Origin of the sequence: Cryobacterium sp. 10S3, from assembly GCF_034344045.1 — a bacterium.
GTDB lineage: Bacteria > Actinomycetota > Actinomycetes > Actinomycetales > Microbacteriaceae > Cryobacterium > Cryobacterium glucosi.
In genome coordinates this window covers 2,626,126-2,645,141 of sequence record NZ_CP133773.1, presented here as the reverse complement: position 1 = coordinate 2,645,141, position 19,016 = coordinate 2,626,126, and the positions used below count along the sequence as shown (strand labels likewise).

Sequence of the window (19,016 nt, the reverse complement as noted above, 5' to 3'; positions counted from 1 at the left end):
CGAGCTATACTCCGTGCATGAACACAGCGGAGAGCATCCTCGAGGCACGCACGCGCGAAGGGCTCTCGCAGAGCCAGCTCGCCGTGCGCGCCGACGTGCCGCAGCCGAATCTCTCCGCCTATGAGTCCGGTCGGGTGCAGCCGCGCCCCGAAACCCTCGCCCGCATCATGGCCGCGACCGCCGAGCGACCATCGGTCGTGCTGCAGCGGGGGCGCGAGCGCGTGATCGAGCTGGCCGCACGCCGCCGCGCCGGCAATGTGCGGGTCTTCGGGAGCATTGCCCGGGGCACGGATGCCGTCGGCAGCGACATCGACCTCCTCGTCGCATTCGCGCCCGAGGCCTCAATCCTCGATGCGGCGGGCCTGGTCCTCGATCTTGAACACCTTCTCGGCGTGCGGGTGGACGTCATGAGCGACCGGGCCGAGGGCAGCATCCGTGATCGTGCCGTCGCCGAGGCGGTGCCCCTGTGAGGGAGGGGCCAACGGGCGAATCCGCCGAGGTCGGAGCCGCTGTTTCAGGGCACCTTGCTCGATTCCCTTGCGCGATCGTGGGGGCGACGGGTACCGTGGCAGCTACGCCACCCGACGAGAGGAGCCGTCCCATGATTCAGTCCAAGATTTCCGCAGTGAACTGCCTCGCCGTCGGCCTCGTCGGCGTCTTCACCGCCTGACCGGCGCGAGTTTCCGTCACCGGTTCTGCGGTGGCGACGCCCTCGATGTCCGCACGCAGCCAGCGTTTTCCGCGCCCCGGGATCACTCCCGTTCCCTGACGTCGCACTCCTGGCGACGTCCCTTTTTGCGCCGCCTCGGCGGCCCCGCCGGTGCACTCGACGGATGCCTCCGCATCCGTTCTGGGCACCGCCACAGTGAGGCTCACTCTCATGACCACAACGCTGTCGACCACTGCCGGTCGCCACGACCACCCGCTGCACCCGCAGCCCGAACCGGACCCGCACTCCGGATCCGAACGCGCATCCGCTGACCGCAACCTGCGTCCCCTCGGCCGCATCGATCGCCTGGCGCTGCACCTCGGCGTCGCCCTGATCCGGTGGGGACGTCGGCCGCGCGTGCAGCGCCCGGTCGCCGCCGTCGACTGGGAGGCCGTCCGCCTCGTCCGCGAGGAACGCGAGCGGGCTCTCGAGCGCCAGCATGCGGACCTGCTGCGCTACCGGATGACCACGCCCTATCGGTGACCGGTGAAGCGGAATTCCGTCCCACGGAGTTTCGCTTCACCGGAACAATCGGGCGGTGTCAGTGGTTTGAGTTTGAATAGCTGCACCGCCCCACCATCTTGACCGCACTTCTCGACGGGACCTTCACATGGCTGAAATCGCCACCGCCACCACCACACACGAGAACACGAACCACGGTTCACCGGGGGCGGATGCCGCGGCATCCGCGGCCGAGGCTGCCCTCGGCGTGCGCAACCGCCTCGTCATCACCCTGCTCCTCATCTCCACCTTCGTCGTGATCCTGAACGAGACGATCATGGGCGTGGCGCTGCCGCGACTGATGGAAGACCTCAGCATCTCTGCGAGCGCAGCCCAGTGGCTCACGAGCGCGTTCATGCTCACGATGGCCGTGGTCATCCCGATCACGGGGTTCCTGCTGCAGCGCTACAACACGCGGCCGGTGTTCATCGCGGCGATGACCCTGTTCAGCACCGGAACGCTCATCGCAGCGCTCGCACCCGGGTTCACCGTGCTGCTCGTCGCCCGGGTGGTGCAGGCGACCGGAACGGCGATCATGTTCCCGCTGCTGCTCACGACCGTGATGACGCTCGTTCCGGCGGCGCACCTCGGCCGGATGATGGGCAACATCTCCATCGTGATCTCGGTCGCACCGGCGATCGGCCCGACGATTTCCGGGGCGATCCTGAGCGTGCTCGACTGGCGCTGGATGTTCATCCTCGTGCTGCCCATCGCGCTGACCGCGCTCGTCGTCGGCGGCATCCTGATGAAGAACGTCACGACGCCGACCAAGACCCCGATCGACGTGCTCTCGGTGATCCTCTCCGCGCTCGGCTTCGGTGGGCTCGTCTACGGGCTGAGCAACCTGGGCGCTGCGGGCGGCGGCATCGGTTCGGTGTCCGGCTGGTTGCCGCTCGCGGTCGGCGCGCTCGGCCTCACGGCGTTCATCCTGCGTCAGCTGTCCCTGCAGAAGCGCAACCGCGCCCTGCTCGACCTGCGCACCTTCCGCTCGCGCACCTTCACGTTCGCGATCGTGATGATGGCGATCAGCATGATGGCCCTGTTCGGCACCATCATCCTGCTGCCGATCTACATTCAGACCGTGCTCGGCCTCGACACGCTCACCACCGGGCTGGTGCTGCTGCCCGGGGGGCTCGTGATGGGCCTGCTCGCGCCGCTCGTGGGACGGCTCTACGACCGGTCGGGCCCCACCCGGCTCCTCGTCACTGGCTCGGTGATCGTGAGCGCGGTGTTCTGGGGGATGACCCTGCTGAACGAGCACAGCGCGCCCTGGATGGTCGTCGCTGCGCACGTGACCCTGAGTCTCGGCCTCGCCCTGCTCTTCACTCCGCTGTTCACCGCGGGGCTGGCGGCTGTGCGCCCCGAGCTCTACTCGCACGGCAGCGCCATGGTTGGCACAATTCAGCAACTCGCCGGCGCGTTCGGCACCGCCCTGTTCGTGACGGTGATGGCCTCCGTCGCCGCGTCGCAGCTGGCCACCGGTGTGACCGCAGTGACCGCAACGAGCGCAGGGATCCACGCGGCCTTCCTCTGCGGCGCCGTGATCTCGCTGTTCGCGATCCCGGCGGCGTTCTTCATCCGCCGCACGCCGGCGGTCGAGGGCGCGGATGCCGACGCACCGGCCGGAGCGCACGGCCACTGACGCGCGCAGGCCCCTCCGGTGTAACGTCGTGGTAACGAAACTGGGGGGATCTTCGGCATGGCGTCTTCACTTCTTTCTTCACTTGATAAGCCCGATCAGCAGGCTGTTCCGCGGAAGGACTCGCGGTCGGAAACTGAGCCGCTCGTGCACATCAGCAACTTCCGGATGGACTTCGGCCGCACCACCGTGATCCGCGACCTGTCCTTCGACATCAACCGGGGCGAGACCTTCGGGTTCCTCGGGTCCAACGGATCCGGCAAGACCACCACCATCCGCGCGCTGCTCGGGATCTACCAGCCCACCGCCGGTCTGCTGCACATCAACGGGAAGCCGTTCAGCCCCGAGGACGGCGCCACCCTCGGCTACCTGCCCGAGGAACGCGGCCTGTACAAGAAGGAATCCGTCATCGACGTGATGACCTATTTCGGGCGCCTCAAGGGACTCAGCCGATCGAACGCGCACTCCTGGTCGCTGCAGTATCTCGAACGGGTCGCGCTGGCCGATAAGGCGAAGGTGCGGCTCGACAAACTGTCGGGCGGCCAGCAGCAGAAGGTGCAGCTCGGCGTCACGATCATGAACGACCCGGAGCTGCTCATCCTCGACGAGCCGACCAAGGGCTTCGACCCGGTCAACCGCAAACTTCTGATGGACATCATCGAAGACCAGAAACGCGCCGGCGCCACCGTGCTGATGGTCACCCACCAGATGGAAGAGGTCGAGCGCCTCTGCGACCGGATCGTGCTCCTGAAGAACGGTGAGGCCGAGGCATACGGCACCGTCGAAGACGTGCAGGACCAGTACGGCGGAACCGTGGTCCGGGTCCGCTACTCCGGCGAGATCCCCGACTCTCCGCACTACACGGTCACCCGGCGCGAGAGCAGCTACGCCGAACTGACCGTGACCGGCCCGATCGACGAGGCCGTCATCCTGCGCGAACTGATGGATGCGGGGGTGACCGTTCGCGAGTTCACCGCCGGTCGTCCTTCCCTCGACGACATTTTCGTCGCCGTCTATGGTGACCAGAACACCGGTGATCAGAACCCCGGCGACCAGAACGCCGGCGCTACTGCCGGTGAACGTAACGGAACGGCGGGGGAGTAGACCATGGCTCGGCACAATCTCGGCACCGTCGTCTCCTTCGAAGTGACCCGCACGCTCAAGAAGAAGCAGTTCTGGCTCACGACCCTGCTCGTGCCAGTGGTGATCGGCATCGTGATCGCGCTCATCGTGCTGTCCAACACCTCCACGGAGAGCAAGGTCGACTCGCAGAAGGACGCGACCCTCCGGTTCACCTACAGCGACGCATCCGGTTACATCGACCCGGCCATCGCCACCGCGTTCGGGGGCACCCTCGCCGCCGACCCCGACCAGGCGATCGCGGACGTGAAGTCGGGCGCATCGGCGGCCTACTTCTCCTACCCGGCCGAACCGACGAAGGAGGCCACCACGGTCTACGGCGCCGACGTCGGCATCTTCGACAACGGCAAGTACTCCTCGGTGGCGACCCAGTTGATGGTCGCCAGCGCCCAGGCGAAGATCGGCGACCAGACGTTGACCGGGCTGGCGCGGGGCTCCTTCCAGGTCGATGCGATCACCTATAAGGACGGCGCGGTCTCCGGCGGAATCCTCGGTGCCGTCGCCCCCCTGCTCTTCCTGCTGATCTTCTACGTCGTGATCGTGATGCTGGGCAACCAGATGCTCACGAGCACCCTCGAGGAGAAGGAGAACCGGGTCACCGAGATGATCCTGACCACCCTCAACCCGACGACCCTGATCATGGGCAAGATCATCTCCCTGTTCATCATCGGGATCGTGCAGATGCTCGTGTTCATCCTGCCGGTGCTGGTCGGCTACCTGTTCTTCCGCACCTCGCTGAGCCTGCCCGACGTCGACCTCTCCCAGCTCATCGTCAACCCCGGCCAGATGGTCGTCGGCGCCCTGCTCCTGATCGGTGGGTTCACCCTGTTCATGGGCACCCTCGTCGCAGCCGGGGCGATCATGCCCACCGCCAAGGAGGCCAGCCAGGTCTTCGGCATCGTGATGGCGCTCGTTTTCGTGCCCCTCTACGCGGTGTCGCTCGTGGTGTCCGATCCGCACGCGCTGATCGTGCAGCTCTTCACGTTCTTCCCGTATTCCGCGCCGGTGACGGCGATGCTCCGGAACGGACTGGGCTCGCTGAGCCCCCTGGAGTCCGGCATCGTCATCGCGGAACTCTTCCTGCTCGGCGGAATCGTGCTCCGGCTCGCGGTGCAGCTGTTCCGCTACGGCTCGGTCGAATACACCAAGCGGGTCTCGCTGCGTACCGTGTTCGCGCGCTCGCGGCGGTGAGCGCGGGAGTCGTTCCGTGCGGAGGGAAACGTGGCGCCGAGCATTCATGAGCTGTTCAGGAACGTTTCGCCGTCCCGTCAAGAACGACTTTTAGTCTCTCGGTGACCAGCACCGCGGCAACGAACTGCGCTCGCCGATGCGTGTGCGGCCTCTCGCTGCTGGTCAGACGGAGGAAAATTGATCACCCCACGCACCCTGATCACATCCCTGGCTGCCACGGCCGTGCTTGCGATCGGCCTCACCGGATGCTCCGGCACGGCCGCGAGCGGAACCGCCACCACCGATGCCGCAACAGCCACCAGCCTGAGCGCATTCGGCGACCTGCCGGCCCTCGAGAACGCAGCCAAGGCGGAAGGCAATCTCAACGTCATCGCCCTCCCTCGTGACTGGGCGAACTACGGCGCCGTGCTCGACGCGTTCTCGAAGAAGTACCCCGAGATCACGATCAACGAAGCCTCCCCGGACGGCTCGAGCGCCGAGGAAATCCAGGCGGCGGACACTCTGAAGGGGCAGGACACCGCGCCAGACGTCTTCGACCTGGGCCTGGCCGTAGCCCTGTCCAGTACCGACCGGTTCGCCCCGTACAAGGTGGCCACCTGGGCCGATATCCCCGACGCCCTCAAGGAAGCCACCGGGCTCTACACCGGCGACTACGGCGGATACCTGGCCGTCGGCTATGACCCCGACGCCGTCCCGGCGCCGACGCAGCTGAGCGACCTGCTCGGCGCAGCCTACAAGGGCAAGGTCGCCATCAACGGCGACCCGACCCAGGCCGGGGCCGCGTTCGCCGCCGTCGGGATGGCGACCGTGCAGAACGGTGGCACCGTCGACAACTTCCAGCCCGGAATCGACTTCTTCGCCAAGCTCAACGCCGCGGGCAACTTCGTCAAGATCGACCCGACCCCGGCCACGATCGCTTCCGGCGAGACCCCTGTCGTCTTCGACTGGGACTACCTCAATGTCGGCTACGGCACCAAGCTCGCCGGTCAGCGCAACTGGAAGGTCGTCGTGTTCCCGGGCACCGGCTACGCCGGGTACTACAACCAGGCCGTGAGCAAGGACGCCCCGCACCCCGCCGCAGCCCGGCTGTGGCAGGAGTTCCTCTACAGCGACGAAGGCCAGAACCTCTGGCTCGCCGGTGGTGCACGCCCTGCGCGTGCCGAAGCGATGACGGCCGCGGGCACCATCGACGCGGCACTGTTGGGCGCCCTTCCGACGGCCCCCACGGAGACCGTGGTCCCGACCAAAGAGCAGAGCGCAGCCGCGGCTACCCTGCTCGGCGCGACCTGGGCCGCCGCTGTCCAGTAGCACCCGCACAACGGCAGCAGCCTTCGGGCTGCTGCCGTTCGCGGTCTACGTGCTCCTCTTTCTCGCCCTGCCGACGCTGATCGCCGTCGGTACCGGATTCTTCGACAAGTCCGGCTCGTTCACCCTGGCGACGGTCGCGGCACTCGGTAACCCCGTGGTGCTCAACGCGTTCGCCAATTCCCTGTGGTTGTCCGCCCTCACCGCGGTGCTTGGCGCGTTGGTCGGCGCGATCGCGTGTTACGGGCTGCTCGGCGCACGTCCGGACGGGGCCCTCCGCACGGTGGTCGATTCGCTCAGCGGAGTCCTCGCCCAATTCGGCGGCGTGATGCTGGCCTTCGCGTTCGTCGCCACCATCGGCATCCAGGGCATGGTCACGCTCATCCTGCGCGACACCTTCGGCCTGGACATCTTCGCGGGCGGTGTCTGGCTCTATGAATTGCCCGGGCTGGTGCTGCCCTACCTCTACTTCCAGGTGCCGCTGATGATCATCACGTTCATGCCCGCTCTCCAGGCCCTCAAACCGACCTGGGCCGAGGCCAACGCCACCCTGGGCGGGAGCACCGCCTCCTACTGGCTGAGGATCGCCGGCCCGGTTCTCGCGCCCTCCTTCCTCGGCAGCCTCCTCTTGCTGTTCGCGAACGCGTTCTCGTCGTATGCGACCGCTGCGGCGCTCACGAGCCAGGGCTCCCAGATCGTGCCGCTGCAGATCCGGTCGGCGCTGACCAGCGAGACGGTGCTCGGCCGGGAGAACCTGGCCGGTGCGCTCGCCCTCGGGATGGTCGTGGTGATGGTGGTCGTCATGGCCGGCTATTCGGCCCTGCAATCGAGGGCCGCACGGTGGCAGCGGTGACCGGCCCGATCGTGCGGGAGGGCGTAGCGCACGCTCCTTCGCGCGCCGTGCGCGCCCTGATCCTGGGTGTGATCGGTTTCCTCTTCGTCATTCCGTTCGTGGCCATGGTCGAGTTCACCCTCCGCAAGGGACTGGCCGGTGGCCACGATTTCTCCCGCTGGAGCGCGCTGTTCCAGGGCGGTCTCACCGGGCCGTACCGCCAGGTGCTCGTTGCCGTCGGCAATTCGGTCGGCCTGGCCGTCGGAACGGTGCTGATCGTGCTCCTGCTGCTCGTGCCTACGATGCTGCTGGTGCACATCCGTTTTCCCCGGCTGCGACGCCTGCTGGAATTCGTCTGCATCCTGCCGATCAGCATCCCGGCGATCGTCCTCGTCGTCGGACTGGCGCCGGTCTACTCGGTGCTCTCCCGGCTCGCCGGCAGCGGAGTCTGGACGCTGTCCCTGGCATACGGCATCATCGTGCTGCCGTACGCCTACCGGGCGATCCAGGCCAACCTCGATGCCGTTGACGTGCGCACGCTGAGCGAGGCGGCCCGCACCCTGGGAGCAGGCTGGGGGAGCGTGCTGTTCCGCGTGCTTCTGCCCAACCTGCGCCGTGGCCTGCTGGCCGGCGCATTCATCGCGGTCGCCGTGGTCCTCGGCGAATTCACCATCGCGTCGCTGCTGAGCCGGGTGAACCTGCAGACCGCGCTCGTCGTGGTCAGCAAGGCCGACCCGTACACGGCCGTGATCCTGTCCCTGCTTTCGCTGATCCTCGCGTTCCTGCTGCTCCTTCTCATCGGCCGCCTGGGCGCCGAACGCACCCGCTCGCCACGACACCGCCCCATCGGAGGCAGGCAATGACCCGCAACACGAGCAACACCCCGCTGGACACGCCGACCGGGAGCACCGCGCCGGCTCCCTCCGGTCAGGCTGCTCAGACGGAGGTGTCGTCGAGCGCAGCCACGCACCGCCACGGAGCCGTCGTCGAATTCTCGGGCGTCACCAAGGATTTCGGGGGACACCGAGCCCTCGCCGGATTCGACCTCACCCTGCACGCCGGCGAGTTCGTGGCGCTTCTCGGCCCGAGCGGAAGCGGCAAGACCACGGCACTCCGGGCGCTCGCCGGTCTCGAATCGACGGATGCCGGCATCATCCTGGTCGACGGAGTCGACGTGTCCACCCTCCCGACGAGCCGGCGCGACATGGGCATGGTCTTTCAGGCCTACTCCCTGTTCCCGCATCTGAGCGCGGGCGAGAACGTCGAATTCGGGCTGCGGATGCGCGGGGTCGCCGCCGCGGCTCGCCGGCGTCGAGCCGGGGACGCCCTCGCCCTCGTCGGCCTTGCGGACCACTACGACAGGTTCGCCCACCAGCTGTCCGGCGGTCAGCAGCAGCGGGTCGCACTGGCCCGCGCCCTGGTCACCGAACCACGGGTGCTCCTGCTCGACGAGCCGCTCTCCGCTCTCGACGCCAAGGTGCGGGTGACCCTGCGCGAGGAGATCCGGCGGATCCAGACCGAGCTGGGCATCACGACCCTGTTCGTGACGCACGATCAGGATGAGGCGCTCGCGATCGCCGACCGGGTCGCAGTCATGCGCGACGGCCGGATCGAGCAGGTCGGTACCCCCGAAGACCTCTACTCCCGGCCGGTCTCGCCGTTCATCGCCGATTTCGTCGGCCTGAGCAACCAGCTGACGGGAATGGTGCGCAACGGATTCGCGGAGCTGTACGGAACCCGGTTGCCCCTTCTCGACCCGTCACAGGCGGACGGGACCGTACTCGTCGCGGTGCGGCCGGAAGACCTCGAGCTCGCCGCGGACGGGGTGGAGGGCGTCGTCACCGCTTCCAGCTTCCACGGGTCGCTTCGCCGCACCCGGGTGCGGTTCGCCGACGGCGCCGAGGTCTCGGTGCAGCACGGCGTGCGCGTGCACCCCGCTCCCGGCGACGCCGTGCGGGTGCGCTTCACCGGCGCTCCGGTCTCCGTCGCAGCGGCCGCGAACCCGGTGCAGGCCGGATCCCGGCCGTAATGGCTACGCAGCCGGGGCGGGCACGCGCACGGTGAGGCCGCCCGGGGAGATCCAGGTCTTGAACGCGATGGCCGACCCGAATTCGTCGCCGTCGAGCTCGATCTCTTCCGGCCGGTGCAGGCGCAGGACGAGCTCGGTTCCGGTCGCGTAGTTGAGGGCGTCGACGTCCTTCGTCCTCAACCGGCGCCCGAGTGGGGTGCGGCTGAGCACCCCGTTCTCCCAGATCACCTTGGAGACGATCTGCACCCAGCCGAGCACTCCCTTCGGCTTGAGCACGACGATGTCGAAGTGCCCGTCGTCGACGACCGCGTCGGGCAGCAACACGATCTCGGCAGGAAGCAAGCCGCAATTGCCGACCATGATCGTGTGGGCCCGCATGGACTGCGCGGGCTGTTTGTCAAGGCTGTACCGGAAGTGCAGGTCGTTCCGGTCCTGCCCCACGGCGACGAGGGCCTTCACGTAGGCCAGCCAGCCGACCTTCGCCTTGAGGTCGTCGTCGGTGTTGGCGAGCATCTTGGCATCGAGGCCGAGACCGGCCATGACCAGGTAGGCGTGCCGGTCGACCGTGCCGTCGGCGCGCCGGATGTCGATCATGCCCACGTCGATGGGGCGGTCGGTCCCGGTGAACGCCGAGCGGATCGACCCTGCGGCATCGTCGAGGGCGAGTTTGAGGTTGCGGGCGAGCAGGTTCCCGGTGCCAGAGGGCACCAGGACGAGCGCGCGATCGGTGCCGTGCACGACCTCGGCGACCGCGCGCACGGTGCCGTCGCCGCCCGCCACGATGATGACGGATGCGCCCGCCTCGATCGCCTGCCGGGCCGCGCCCTGTCCCGGGTCGTCTTCCGAGGTCTCGAACCAGAGCGTCTCCGGCCAGCCCGCGGCGGACTCTTCGGTCGCGACGGAGGCCTTGAGCGCGGGGAGGTCGACCTTGATCGGGTTGTAGACGACCGCGGCCAGGCGGGTCCGGGCGTCCGGGGCGGTTCCGTTTCCGGTCGCGTCGGGATCCGTCAGCTCTGTGTTTGTCATGGGGTGTCCTCCGGGTTCTGTGCGGGAAGCCTAGCGCCCCGCAGGCTCGGCGGTCACCGTCGTGCGACATCCGTCACCTGTAAGACGGTTCTTCGGCGGAATTGTCACGCCGATCGGCCAGAATTCCCTGAGCCTCTCTGTTCAGGGGGTGCGGTCAAGGTCCCGCGGGAGCCACCAGCCACGGGGCAGCGCTCCGGCCGACGCGAGGTCGAGCTCGCGTCGCCAGCCACGCTCCAGGCCGAACAGCACGGCGTAGGCGAGCAGCGGATCGTTGAGCTCGGCGACCTCGACCGTGGCCTTGCGTTGCGTGTACAGCGCGCCGGACGGGCTCTGCAGGAAGTTGATCCGGAGCTGCTCGGCGACCCGGATGTACTCCCGCAGGCCGAGCAGGTGCTCCCGGGCGAGGGCGCCCTTCCGGGTCAGAGGGTAGCGGGTCACGGCGAGCGTGAAGGCGCTGAAGGTGACGGCGGCGCTCGCCGCGCTCACCCAGAACAGCAACCAGGCCTGCGATTCGATGCCGTCGTAGGCGAGCTGGCGGGAGAGACCCCATTGCAGGGCGGTCGTCGCGATGACGCCCCAGGTCAGCAGGTCCCTGACGAAACCGTTCGGCACCCGCCGGTAGCCCTCCGCGAGGGACCGGCGCCAGCCGCGCAGGCTCAGTTGCCGGAATGCCGGTCGCAGCAGGCCGCCGCGCACGTCGAGGCGAACGGGTCGCATCGAGCGTTTGGCGGGACGTCTCTTCGTGCTGATGATGCGGGCGTCGCCGAAGACGGCGTTGAGCAGGTCCTTGTCGGCGTCGGTCAGGGTCGCCTCATTCACGTATTCGAACTCGTACCAGTGCCGGCCGGCGGGGGAGTTTGCGCCGTCGTTGCCGCCGTCGACCCTGCCGTCGGTCACGGGGCTCACCCGGAGCAGTCGCACGTTGCCGCGCACGGCGAGGTCGAGCAGGGAAGCCACGATCGACCGGCGGCTCCGGCCCAGGATGTGAGAGGCGAGCATGAGGTCGACGCCCGCCTGGGGCGTGCTCTCGGCGATGACGATGCCGCGACCGGAGGCATTCCGCCACACCGTGGCCCGGGCGAGGAGCCCGAGCAGGAGCAGCCCGACGCCCACCAGGATCGGCAGGAACGGCGCGAGCAGGCGCATCCACTCGAGTAGCGAGCGGTCGGAGGGCATGAAAGTGCCGTCGGCGAAGTGGAATTCCACCCAGACCGTGCCGAACGGCGGCAGCGTGGACAACACCCGGTTGTGGAAGACCGCCTGCCCGGGCTGGGCGAGGGGATCGTCGTCGGCGACCCGGTCGAATGAGGCGGTGCTGCCCAGGATGGCCCAGGCGACGCCCCAGCTCGGTTCTCCGGCCAAGTGCGCCGCGAGCGCTGTGTCCATGCGCACGGTCACGTCGACGCCGCCTATTCCCTGCAACCAGCGTTCGCCCGTCACGCTCCAGTTCAGGCTGTCTTCGAACGCGGTGTTCTGGGCGTCCTGGACATGATCGGTCAGCTCGGTCTGCACGTAACGGATCAGGAATCGGTGGTCGCCGACGAGTCGTGCGCCGGTGTCGGTGGAGATCTTCCAGGTGTCGCCGCTGCGGGTGACCGTGAACGGAACGGCGGTGCCCCCGGCATCCGTCACCGAGGTCACCGTGGTGTGTACGGTATGGCCGCGGCTCTCGGCGACCAGGTAGCGGGTGATGCCGGTAGCCGTGGAGTCGGAGCCGAAGATTCCGTCGACGGTCTCAAGCACGCTCGCCCGCGAGTGGCCCTGCGCGTCTGCGTCGAGCGTGTAGTCGACGGAGAGGTTGCGGATCAGGAACTCGTCTGCGGAGGTCTTGGCCGGGTGCAGGTACTCGTCGAGGGTGTCGGGCGGGGTGAGGTCCTTGCCGAGCAGCATGGCCAGCCCGGCCAGGGTGATGAGCAGGCACACCGCGCGGAGGATCAGCCGCTTGCGACCGATGCCGATCGCATCCGCCCAACGATCGAGGCGTTCCAGGCGCCGGCCGAATACGGCGACGAAACCGGATGCCTGTGGTGCCGCCGGCGCCGGTGGGCCTGCGTTGTGCGCTGGGCTGGAGCTGGAGTCGGCCATCCCGCCAGCCTACGGGCGGTTCGGGAACGCCTCGCCCGCGCCCGTATTGTCAGGGCCGCCATCGCTCCACTGGATAGTGCCCGACATCCTCGGCGTGCTGATGTGGGCCTGGTCCGTCTGGACGGGAATCGCGTTGATCCGGCTCGGGCTGCGGACCCCGCGGGTATAGCGTGGCGCTATGCCCACCCTGCCACCCATCGATCGGGTCAGTGCGGACGATCTGATGTCGCTCGCCACCGAACGAGGATCCTCGCCCATGCAGGTCGGAGCGGTGCTGTTTCTCGATACTCGTGCGGGCCTCGACACAGAGGTGGCCCTCGGCGTGCTCGCCGACCGCATCCGCCGGGTGCCGCGGCTGCGGCAAAGTCTGATCGACGTGCCCATCGGATGCGGCCGGCCGGCCTGGGTCGACGACCCCGACTTCGACGTGTCGCGGCATCTGTCCTCGCGAGTGTGCCCGGCGCCCGGGGGAGAGGCGGCGGTCCTCGACATCGCCGCGGGGCTGCTCGGCACCCGGCTGTCGCGTTCCCGGCCGCTCTGGGTCGCGGTGCTCGTGACCGGGGTCGGTGCGGGTGCGCCGGCCTCACCGGACGACCGAGCCGCGCTCATCATCGTGTTCCACCACGTGCTCGCCGACGGGATGGGCGGCCTCGCCGTGATGGCGAGCCTCGTCGACCGCCCCGCGGATCCCCTGCCGCGAAACCGGGTGAATCGTCGGTCTGGGGTGCCCATAACGACGATTCACCCGCTTTCGCGAAAGGGTTCTGGGGGGATGCCCTCTGTCTCGGCGCTCGCGCGTGACGCGTGGGCGGGCAGGGTTCGCGCGGTGCCGCAGCTGCCGGCCTCCCTGGCGCGTGCGGTCGGCGGCCTCCTCGCCTTGCGCGGATCGATCGGCGCCCCGCGCCTGGCCCGCACCTCGCTCAACGTGCCGACCGGGCCGCGGCGGCGCTTCGTGTCGATCCGGCTCGACCTGGGGCGTGTGCTCGCGGTCGGCCACGCGCACCACGCCACGGTCAACGACCTCGTGCTCACGGCGATCGGCGGCGCGCTGCACCGGCTGCTCGAGCAGCGCGGCGAGCGGCAGGAGACCTTCGTGTTGTCGGTGCCGTTCTCGGGTCGGCGCCAGGCTGTCGCGGGCGAACTGGGGAACCAGAGCGGGGTGATTCCGATTCGTGTGCCCGGGGTCGGGCATCCGTTCACTCGGCTGGATGCTGTCGCCACTGCCACGAGGGCGGCGAAACTCGCGCCCGCGGGCGCGTCGACGGCGTTGCTCGGGCCGTTCTTCCGGCTGCTCGCGCGGCTCGGACTGTTCCAGCGGTTCATCAGCCGGCAGCGGACCATCCACACCTTCGTGACCAACCTGCGCGGGCCGGCGGAGCCCCTCTCGATCTTCGGGTGCCCGGTCACCGGCCTCGTGCCCCTGACCGGCCCCACCGGAAACGTGACGGTGTCGTTCGCCGTGCTCTCCTACGCCGGCAGCCTCGAGGTCACCCTCGCGGCAGACCCGGACACCTGCCCAGACCTGGACGCCCTCCGCGCGCTCCTCGAGCACGAGTTCGCCGCACTGCTGCACCCCTGACGCGTGGGCATGGCACCTGCAAATTCTTCGGTTGCGAACTCGCGGCCGCGTAACTCCGGGCTCGTTTCGGCCAGTGTCAGAGGCAGGCGAAGACGGTCAGGTCCCACTGTCTCGTCTCAAAGGCAATCTGGACGATGTATGAGTACGCGAAGTCGTAATCGAAGGTGTACGAGCTGCCACCCTCGACCATGATGTCGTCGAAAGCCTCGCCCTGGCACATGGATTGGTAGTTGGCGTTGTTGTGGACAACGGGCGGGTCCAGGAAGGTGGGGTGGGGCAGGAACTGAATGCCAGGGGAGCCGGACGTCGTGCCGCCGGTACTGCCGGTTCCGCTCGACCCGGAACTCCGGGAAGTACCGGAATTCCGGGCGCTGGTCGCTGCCGCGACCCGCGCGGCTTCAGCGGCGGCGGCTTCGGCCGCGGCTTGGGCTGCGGCCACGGCAGCAGCCTGATTTGCCGTCAGTGCGGCATTCGCGACGACGACCGCGGTGAAGGCCTTCGGCAGTTCCCCGTGGGTGATGGCCGCGGCACGCAGTGCGCGAACGGCCGCGGTGACAGCATCCCGGGCGTTTTGATCGGCAGCGGTCTGCACACCGACCGCGGTCTCCGCTGCGGTGGCTTCCGCCTCCGCGATGGCCTGGAGCCGACGCACGACGACGGAGTGAGCTTCGGCGATCGCCCGGGCGTAGCCGCCGTGAGCGGCCAAGCTCAGTCGGTCTCGGGCGACGTTCAGCTGTGCGATCAGGGCCGGGTCGACGACACCGACCAGGCGCCTATCGAAGTCATCCAAGGGGAGAACGAAGAGGGCGACTTCGGTGCGCAGCGCCGCGAGTTCGCTCACGGCTCGTGCGGCTGTCGCCGCGAGGGTCGCACGCTTGGTGTTCTCGGCGACGACCCGATCGTGTTCGGCCGATGTCAGCGGGATGCCGATCCCGGCGGTAAGGAGAGTCGCGAGACCGACAGCGAGTGTCAGGAAGAACCACGTTCGCTGTTTCCGGGACCGCGCGGGGACCCGCACTGTGGACCCGTCGGCAGTGGAGGTCGTGTCGGTTCCTGCGCCGGTGCGCATGCGGTCCTCGCTTCATCGGTGATCGTGGGACATCGGCTGGGCATCCACGGGATTCACCAGCGCACCTCTCGTCAGGCTATCGGTTGGCCGTGCCGCAGCCGGAGCCCCCGTTCGAGGCTCGTCGCACCAGTCTGACGGCCGCGGTCGGTTTGACTGAGGACGCGCCAGCGCCCAGAATGGAACTAAGTTCCATTTTGGGGCCGTGAAGCGCAAGGAGTCTCCGTGCAGATCCGCAATGCCACCAGCCCGACCGAAGTCCGGGGAATGACGACCGCCGAGCTGCGCGAACGCTTCCTCGTCACCGACCTCTTCGTCGACGACGAGCTGCGCGCCGTCTACTCCCACGAAGACCGGGTCATCCTCGTCGGGGTCAGCCCCGTCACGGCCCCGCTCACCCTCGAGAGCTTCCCCGAACTGCGGACCGACCACTTCTTCGAGCGCCGCGAGGCCGGGATCGTCAACGTCGGCGGATCCGGAACCGTTGTCGTCGATGGAGTGCCGTTCGCCCTCGGACACGGATCGTGCCTGTACATCGGCCGCGGGGCATCCGTCGTCGAATTCATCTCGGACAGTGCGAGCGCCGCGCCCGAGACCGAAGACTCCGCCCGGTTCTACATCTTCTCCGCGCCTGCCCACACCGAATACCCGACCACGCTCGTGCCCGCGGGAACCGGTATCGTCCGTGAGCTCGGCGACCAGTCGACCTCGAACCGCCGCACGCTCAACCAGTACATCCACGAGAACGGCGTGCGCAGCTGCCAGGTCGTGATGGGCGTGACGAGCCTGCACGAGGGCAGCATGTGGAACACCATGCCCGCGCACACCCACGACCGCCGCATGGAGGCCTACCTCTACTTCGACCTCCCCGAGGCCGCCCGCGTCGTGCACCTGATGGGCGAGCCGACCGAAACCCGCCACCTGATCGTCGCCAACCGCCAGGCGACCATCGCGCCGAGCTGGTCGATCCACTCGGGCGTCGGCACCTCGAACTACTCCTTCATCTGGGCCATGGCCGGCGAGAACCAGTCCTTCGACGACATGGACGCCGTGGACATCACCGCCGTTTCCTGATGACTGCTGACCTGGCCGGCGAGCGGATGCCGTCGGCCCCCGCCGCCGTCCGGGTCGCCACCCCTGCCGCCCCTGCCGCCCCTGCCGGCGCAGCCGAGCGCATCCTAATCGTGCTCGAGGCGGCCCTCGAGCACCCGCGGTTCTCGGACGTCGTCGCCGCGACAGGCCTGCCCAAGGCCACCGTGCACCGCCTGCTCGCTACCCTTGTGACCCAGAGGTTCCTCGCGACCGACCCCGCCGGCAGCTATCTGCCGGGCCCGGCGATCCTGGCGATCGCCGGCCGCGCCCTCGCCGGCGTCGACATCTCCGCGATCGCCCAACCCTTCGTCGACGACCTCGTCGCGACCGTGGACTGCACCGTGCACATCGGCTACCTCGCCGGCGACTCGATCGTCTACGTGATGCGCAGCGACTCCCGCAAACCGTACACAATGCCCTCCCGCGTCGGCCATGCCGCCCCGCTGCACACCACCGGCATCGGCAAGGTCATCCTCGCGAGCTACCCAGACGACACCGTCGACCGTATCATCGCGAGCGCCGGCCTCGCCCGCATCACGGATGCCTCGATCACCGACCCGGACGCCTTCCGCCGCGAGATCGCCGGCGTGCGCTCGCGCGGCACCGCCCGCGACCGCGGCGAGAACGTGCCCGGAATCGCCTGCATCGCGGCGCCCCTCTTCGACCACACCGGAACCGTCCGCTACGGGCTCAGCGTGTCCACGCTGTCGATCGAGCACAGCGACGAGCAGATCGAGGCGATGTCCGGCCCCCTACTGAAGGCCGCGGCGGCCATCTCCCAGGCCCTCGGCTACCAGGGAAGCGCATTCGCGACCACAACGTTAGGAAATCACTCATGAGTGTTCTGAACCTCTTCGACCTCAGCGGCAAGACCGCCGTCGTCACCGGCGCGAGCCGCGGCATCGGCTTCGCCATGGCCGTCGCACTCGCCGAGGCCGGCGCGGACATCGTCGGCGTTTCGTCGAGAATGCCCGAGCGCCGCAGCGCGATCGAGACCGCGGTCACCGCACTCGGCCGCCGGTTCACCGCACTGCACGCCGACTTCGCCGACCGGGACGCCGTCGCCGCGCTCGCCGCCGAGATCACCGCGCTCGGCCCGATCGACGTGCTCGTCAACAACGCGGGCACGATCGCGCGCGCCCCCGCCGCCGAACACTCGGACGAGATGTGGGACCGCGTGATCGCCGTCAACCTCTCGAGCCAGTTCGTGCTCAGCCGGGAGATCGGCCGCACCATGATCGCGCAGGGCCACGGCAAGATCATCTTCACCGCCTCACTGCTGAGCTTCCAGGGCGGGCTCAACGTGCCCGGGTACACGGCTTCGAAGTCTGCGATCGCCGGACTCACCAAGGCGCTCTCCAACGAGTGGGCGCCGCTCGGCGTCAACGTCAACGCCATCGCCCCCGGGTATTTCGCAACAGACAACACACAGGCCCTCCAGGACGACGCCGGCCGGTCCGGGGCCATCCTCGAGCGGATCCCCGCCGCCCGCTGGGGTACCCCAGCCGACCTCACCGGAGCGACGGTCTTCCTCGCCTCCGCCGCCTCGGACTACGTGAACGGCATCATCCTCCCCGTCGACGGCGGCTGGCTCGGCCGCTAGCCGCCCGCCCCTCCCCTCCCCCTCCCGCTCCACGAACCGGGCCACGACCTCCCGCGAGAGTACACTTTTGGCCCTTAAACCCGTGGTTTAAGGGCCAAAAACGTACTCTCGCGAGGGAGGGAGACGGGTGCAAGGCAGGGCAGGGCGGGTCAGGCGGAGTCGCGCCAGACGATCGGGGTGGTGAGCAGGATGCCGCCGAGCTCTGGCTCCTCGCCTCGCAGCTGGGCCAGCACCGATTCGGCAGCCCGCTCGCCGAGGCCGGCGGCCGGTTGGTGCACGGTCGAGAGCAACGGCTGGCACCGGAGCGCCCAGGCGCTGTCGTCGAAGCCGACGACGCCGACGTCCCCCGGCACGCTGCGCCCGGCCTCGCGCAGCGCCTCGAGCGCGCCCGCAGCAACGGCATCGGATGCCGCGAACACCCCATCGAGTCCGGGCTCGGCGGCGAGCAGCGCGCGCATGCCCGCGACACCATCGGCATACGCATAGAACGGCACCCGGGCCACGAGGGCCGGGTCGAACAGGGGACCGAGGGCATCCGTGAACCCGGCCAGCCGGTCGGCTCCCGAGTCGCGGTCGAGGGCGGAGGCGATCATGCCCACGCGCGTGCGGCCGGTGGCCAGCAGGCGCTCCGTGATCGCACGTGCGGAGCTCCGGTTGTCGATGCCGACGAACGGCAATTGCCGCAGGTCCGGCGGATGCCCGACAAACGTCGACGGCAGTCCCAGTTTCTCGATAATGCGCGTGATCGGGTCATTCTTGCGGGCCGACACGACGATGACCCCGTCGACGAAGCCGCCGCTCAGGTACCGGGCGACCCGGTCGGTGTCCCGCTCGGAGTCGATGATGAGGCAGACCATCTGGAAGTCGGCAAGGGACAACGCGGCGTTGGCCCCGAGCAGGATCTCACCGATGTTGGGGTCTTCCAGAAAGAGCGAGTGCGGTTCGTGCACGATGAAACCGATCGCCTGCGAGCGCTGCATGACGAGGTTGCGGGCCGCTGTGTTCGGCACGTAGCCGACCTTCTCGATGGCGGCCTCGATCGCGATCCGCGCCTCGGCGGACACGTAGGGTTCGTCGTTCACGACCCGGCTCACCGTGCCGCGGGAGACCCCGGCCTCGAGGGCGACATCGTGGATCGTGGCACGTTTGCGCCGCCCCGGATTGGTCACCATTCGATAACTGTATCGCCCGTTTCGCGAAATGGTCCTTGACACGGATC

The 19,016-nt window shown here is 68.6% G+C and carries 17 protein-coding genes; 13 read left to right on the top strand and 4 right to left on the bottom strand.

All coding sequences use genetic code 11. The features are described 5' to 3' along the window. Nucleotides 1–17 precede the first annotated feature (17 nt). From RHM57_RS12300 to RHM57_RS12260, 9 genes are all read left to right on the top strand, one after another. Nucleotides 18–470, top strand: a complete 453-nt coding sequence (locus RHM57_RS12300; protein ID WP_322135333.1) for a helix-turn-helix domain-containing protein — start codon at nt 18–20, stop codon at nt 468–470. A 410-nt stretch (nt 471–880) separates the two neighbouring features. Continuing rightward, entirely contained in the window at nt 881–1,192 is a 312-nt protein-coding gene (locus tag RHM57_RS12295; protein WP_134445961.1) for a hypothetical protein, read from the top strand. Between the two features lie 127 nt (nt 1,193–1,319). Continuing rightward, entirely contained in the window at nt 1,320–2,852 is a 1,533-nt protein-coding gene (locus RHM57_RS12290) for an MDR family MFS transporter (protein ID WP_322188242.1), read from the top strand. A 165-nt stretch (nt 2,853–3,017) separates the two neighbouring features. Next, entirely contained in the window at nt 3,018–3,953 is a 936-nt protein-coding gene (locus RHM57_RS12285; RefSeq protein WP_134446017.1) for an ABC transporter ATP-binding protein, read from the top strand. A gap of 3 nt (nt 3,954–3,956) precedes the next feature. Then, complete coding sequence (locus RHM57_RS12280) at nt 3,957–5,180, top strand: ABC transporter permease (RefSeq protein ID WP_134561471.1); 1,224 nt, start codon at nt 3,957–3,959, stop codon at nt 5,178–5,180. Between the two features lie 177 nt (nt 5,181–5,357). Then, nucleotides 5,358–6,488, top strand: a complete 1,131-nt coding sequence (locus tag RHM57_RS12275) for an ABC transporter substrate-binding protein (RefSeq protein ID WP_322135336.1) — start codon at nt 5,358–5,360, stop codon at nt 6,486–6,488. 49 nt (nt 6,489–6,537) lie between these two features. Beyond that, complete coding sequence (locus RHM57_RS12270) at nt 6,538–7,338, top strand: ABC transporter permease (RefSeq protein WP_370294624.1); 801 nt, start codon at nt 6,538–6,540, stop codon at nt 7,336–7,338. Then, nucleotides 7,326–8,180: an ABC transporter permease gene (locus RHM57_RS12265; protein ID WP_322188240.1), complete on the top strand. Its 855-nt coding sequence runs from the start codon at nt 7,326–7,328 to the stop codon at nt 8,178–8,180. The genes RHM57_RS12270 and RHM57_RS12265 overlap by 13 nt, the downstream gene beginning before the upstream one ends. Further along, entirely contained in the window at nt 8,177–9,346 is a 1,170-nt protein-coding gene (locus RHM57_RS12260; RefSeq protein WP_322135337.1) for an ABC transporter ATP-binding protein, read from the top strand. Before RHM57_RS12265 ends, RHM57_RS12260 begins: the two co-directional genes overlap by 4 nt. A gap of 3 nt (nt 9,347–9,349) precedes the next feature. Here the strand turns inward: RHM57_RS12260 and RHM57_RS12255 are convergent, their stop codons facing one another. Together RHM57_RS12255 and RHM57_RS12250 are read right to left on the bottom strand one after the other, a co-directional pair. Beyond that, nucleotides 9,350–10,372 (bottom strand): diacylglycerol/lipid kinase family protein, encoded by a 1,023-nt coding sequence (locus RHM57_RS12255; RefSeq protein ID WP_322188238.1) that lies wholly within the window; start codon nt 10,370–10,372, stop codon nt 9,350–9,352. A gap of 141 nt (nt 10,373–10,513) precedes the next feature. Further along, nucleotides 10,514–12,457: a DUF2207 family protein gene (locus RHM57_RS12250; RefSeq protein ID WP_322135339.1), complete on the bottom strand. Its 1,944-nt coding sequence runs from the start codon at nt 12,455–12,457 to the stop codon at nt 10,514–10,516. 178 nt (nt 12,458–12,635) lie between these two features. On the opposite strand from RHM57_RS12250, the gene RHM57_RS12245 reads away from it, so the two are divergent. Beyond that, nucleotides 12,636–14,036, top strand: coding sequence for a wax ester/triacylglycerol synthase domain-containing protein (locus tag RHM57_RS12245; RefSeq protein ID WP_322140925.1), 1,401 nt, complete (start codon nt 12,636–12,638; stop codon nt 14,034–14,036). A gap of 76 nt (nt 14,037–14,112) precedes the next feature. Here RHM57_RS12245 and RHM57_RS12240 read toward each other — a convergent pair whose 3' ends face one another. Then, nucleotides 14,113–15,105 (bottom strand): hypothetical protein, encoded by a 993-nt coding sequence (locus RHM57_RS12240; protein ID WP_322135342.1) that lies wholly within the window; start codon nt 15,103–15,105, stop codon nt 14,113–14,115. Between the two features lie 222 nt (nt 15,106–15,327). On the opposite strand from RHM57_RS12240, the gene kduI reads away from it, so the two are divergent. The 3 genes from kduI to RHM57_RS12225 are packed head-to-tail and all read left to right on the top strand — an operon-like array spanning nt 15,328 to nt 17,797. Further along, on the top strand, nt 15,328–16,176 hold the full coding sequence (gene kduI / locus RHM57_RS12235) for a 5-dehydro-4-deoxy-D-glucuronate isomerase (RefSeq protein WP_134445951.1): 849 nt from the start codon (nt 15,328–15,330) through the stop codon (nt 16,174–16,176). Further along, complete coding sequence (locus RHM57_RS12230; RefSeq protein ID WP_322135343.1) at nt 16,176–17,033, top strand: IclR family transcriptional regulator; 858 nt, start codon at nt 16,176–16,178, stop codon at nt 17,031–17,033. The genes kduI and RHM57_RS12230 overlap by 1 nt, the downstream gene beginning before the upstream one ends. After that, entirely contained in the window at nt 17,030–17,797 is a 768-nt protein-coding gene (locus RHM57_RS12225) for an SDR family NAD(P)-dependent oxidoreductase (protein ID WP_322135344.1), read from the top strand. The genes RHM57_RS12230 and RHM57_RS12225 overlap by 4 nt, the downstream gene beginning before the upstream one ends. 149 nt (nt 17,798–17,946) lie before the next feature. Here the strand turns inward: RHM57_RS12225 and RHM57_RS12220 are convergent, their stop codons facing one another. Continuing rightward, on the bottom strand, nt 17,947–18,969 hold the full coding sequence (locus RHM57_RS12220) for a LacI family DNA-binding transcriptional regulator (RefSeq protein ID WP_134445950.1): 1,023 nt from the start codon (nt 18,967–18,969) through the stop codon (nt 17,947–17,949). Nucleotides 18,970–19,016: the final 47 nt, after the last annotated feature.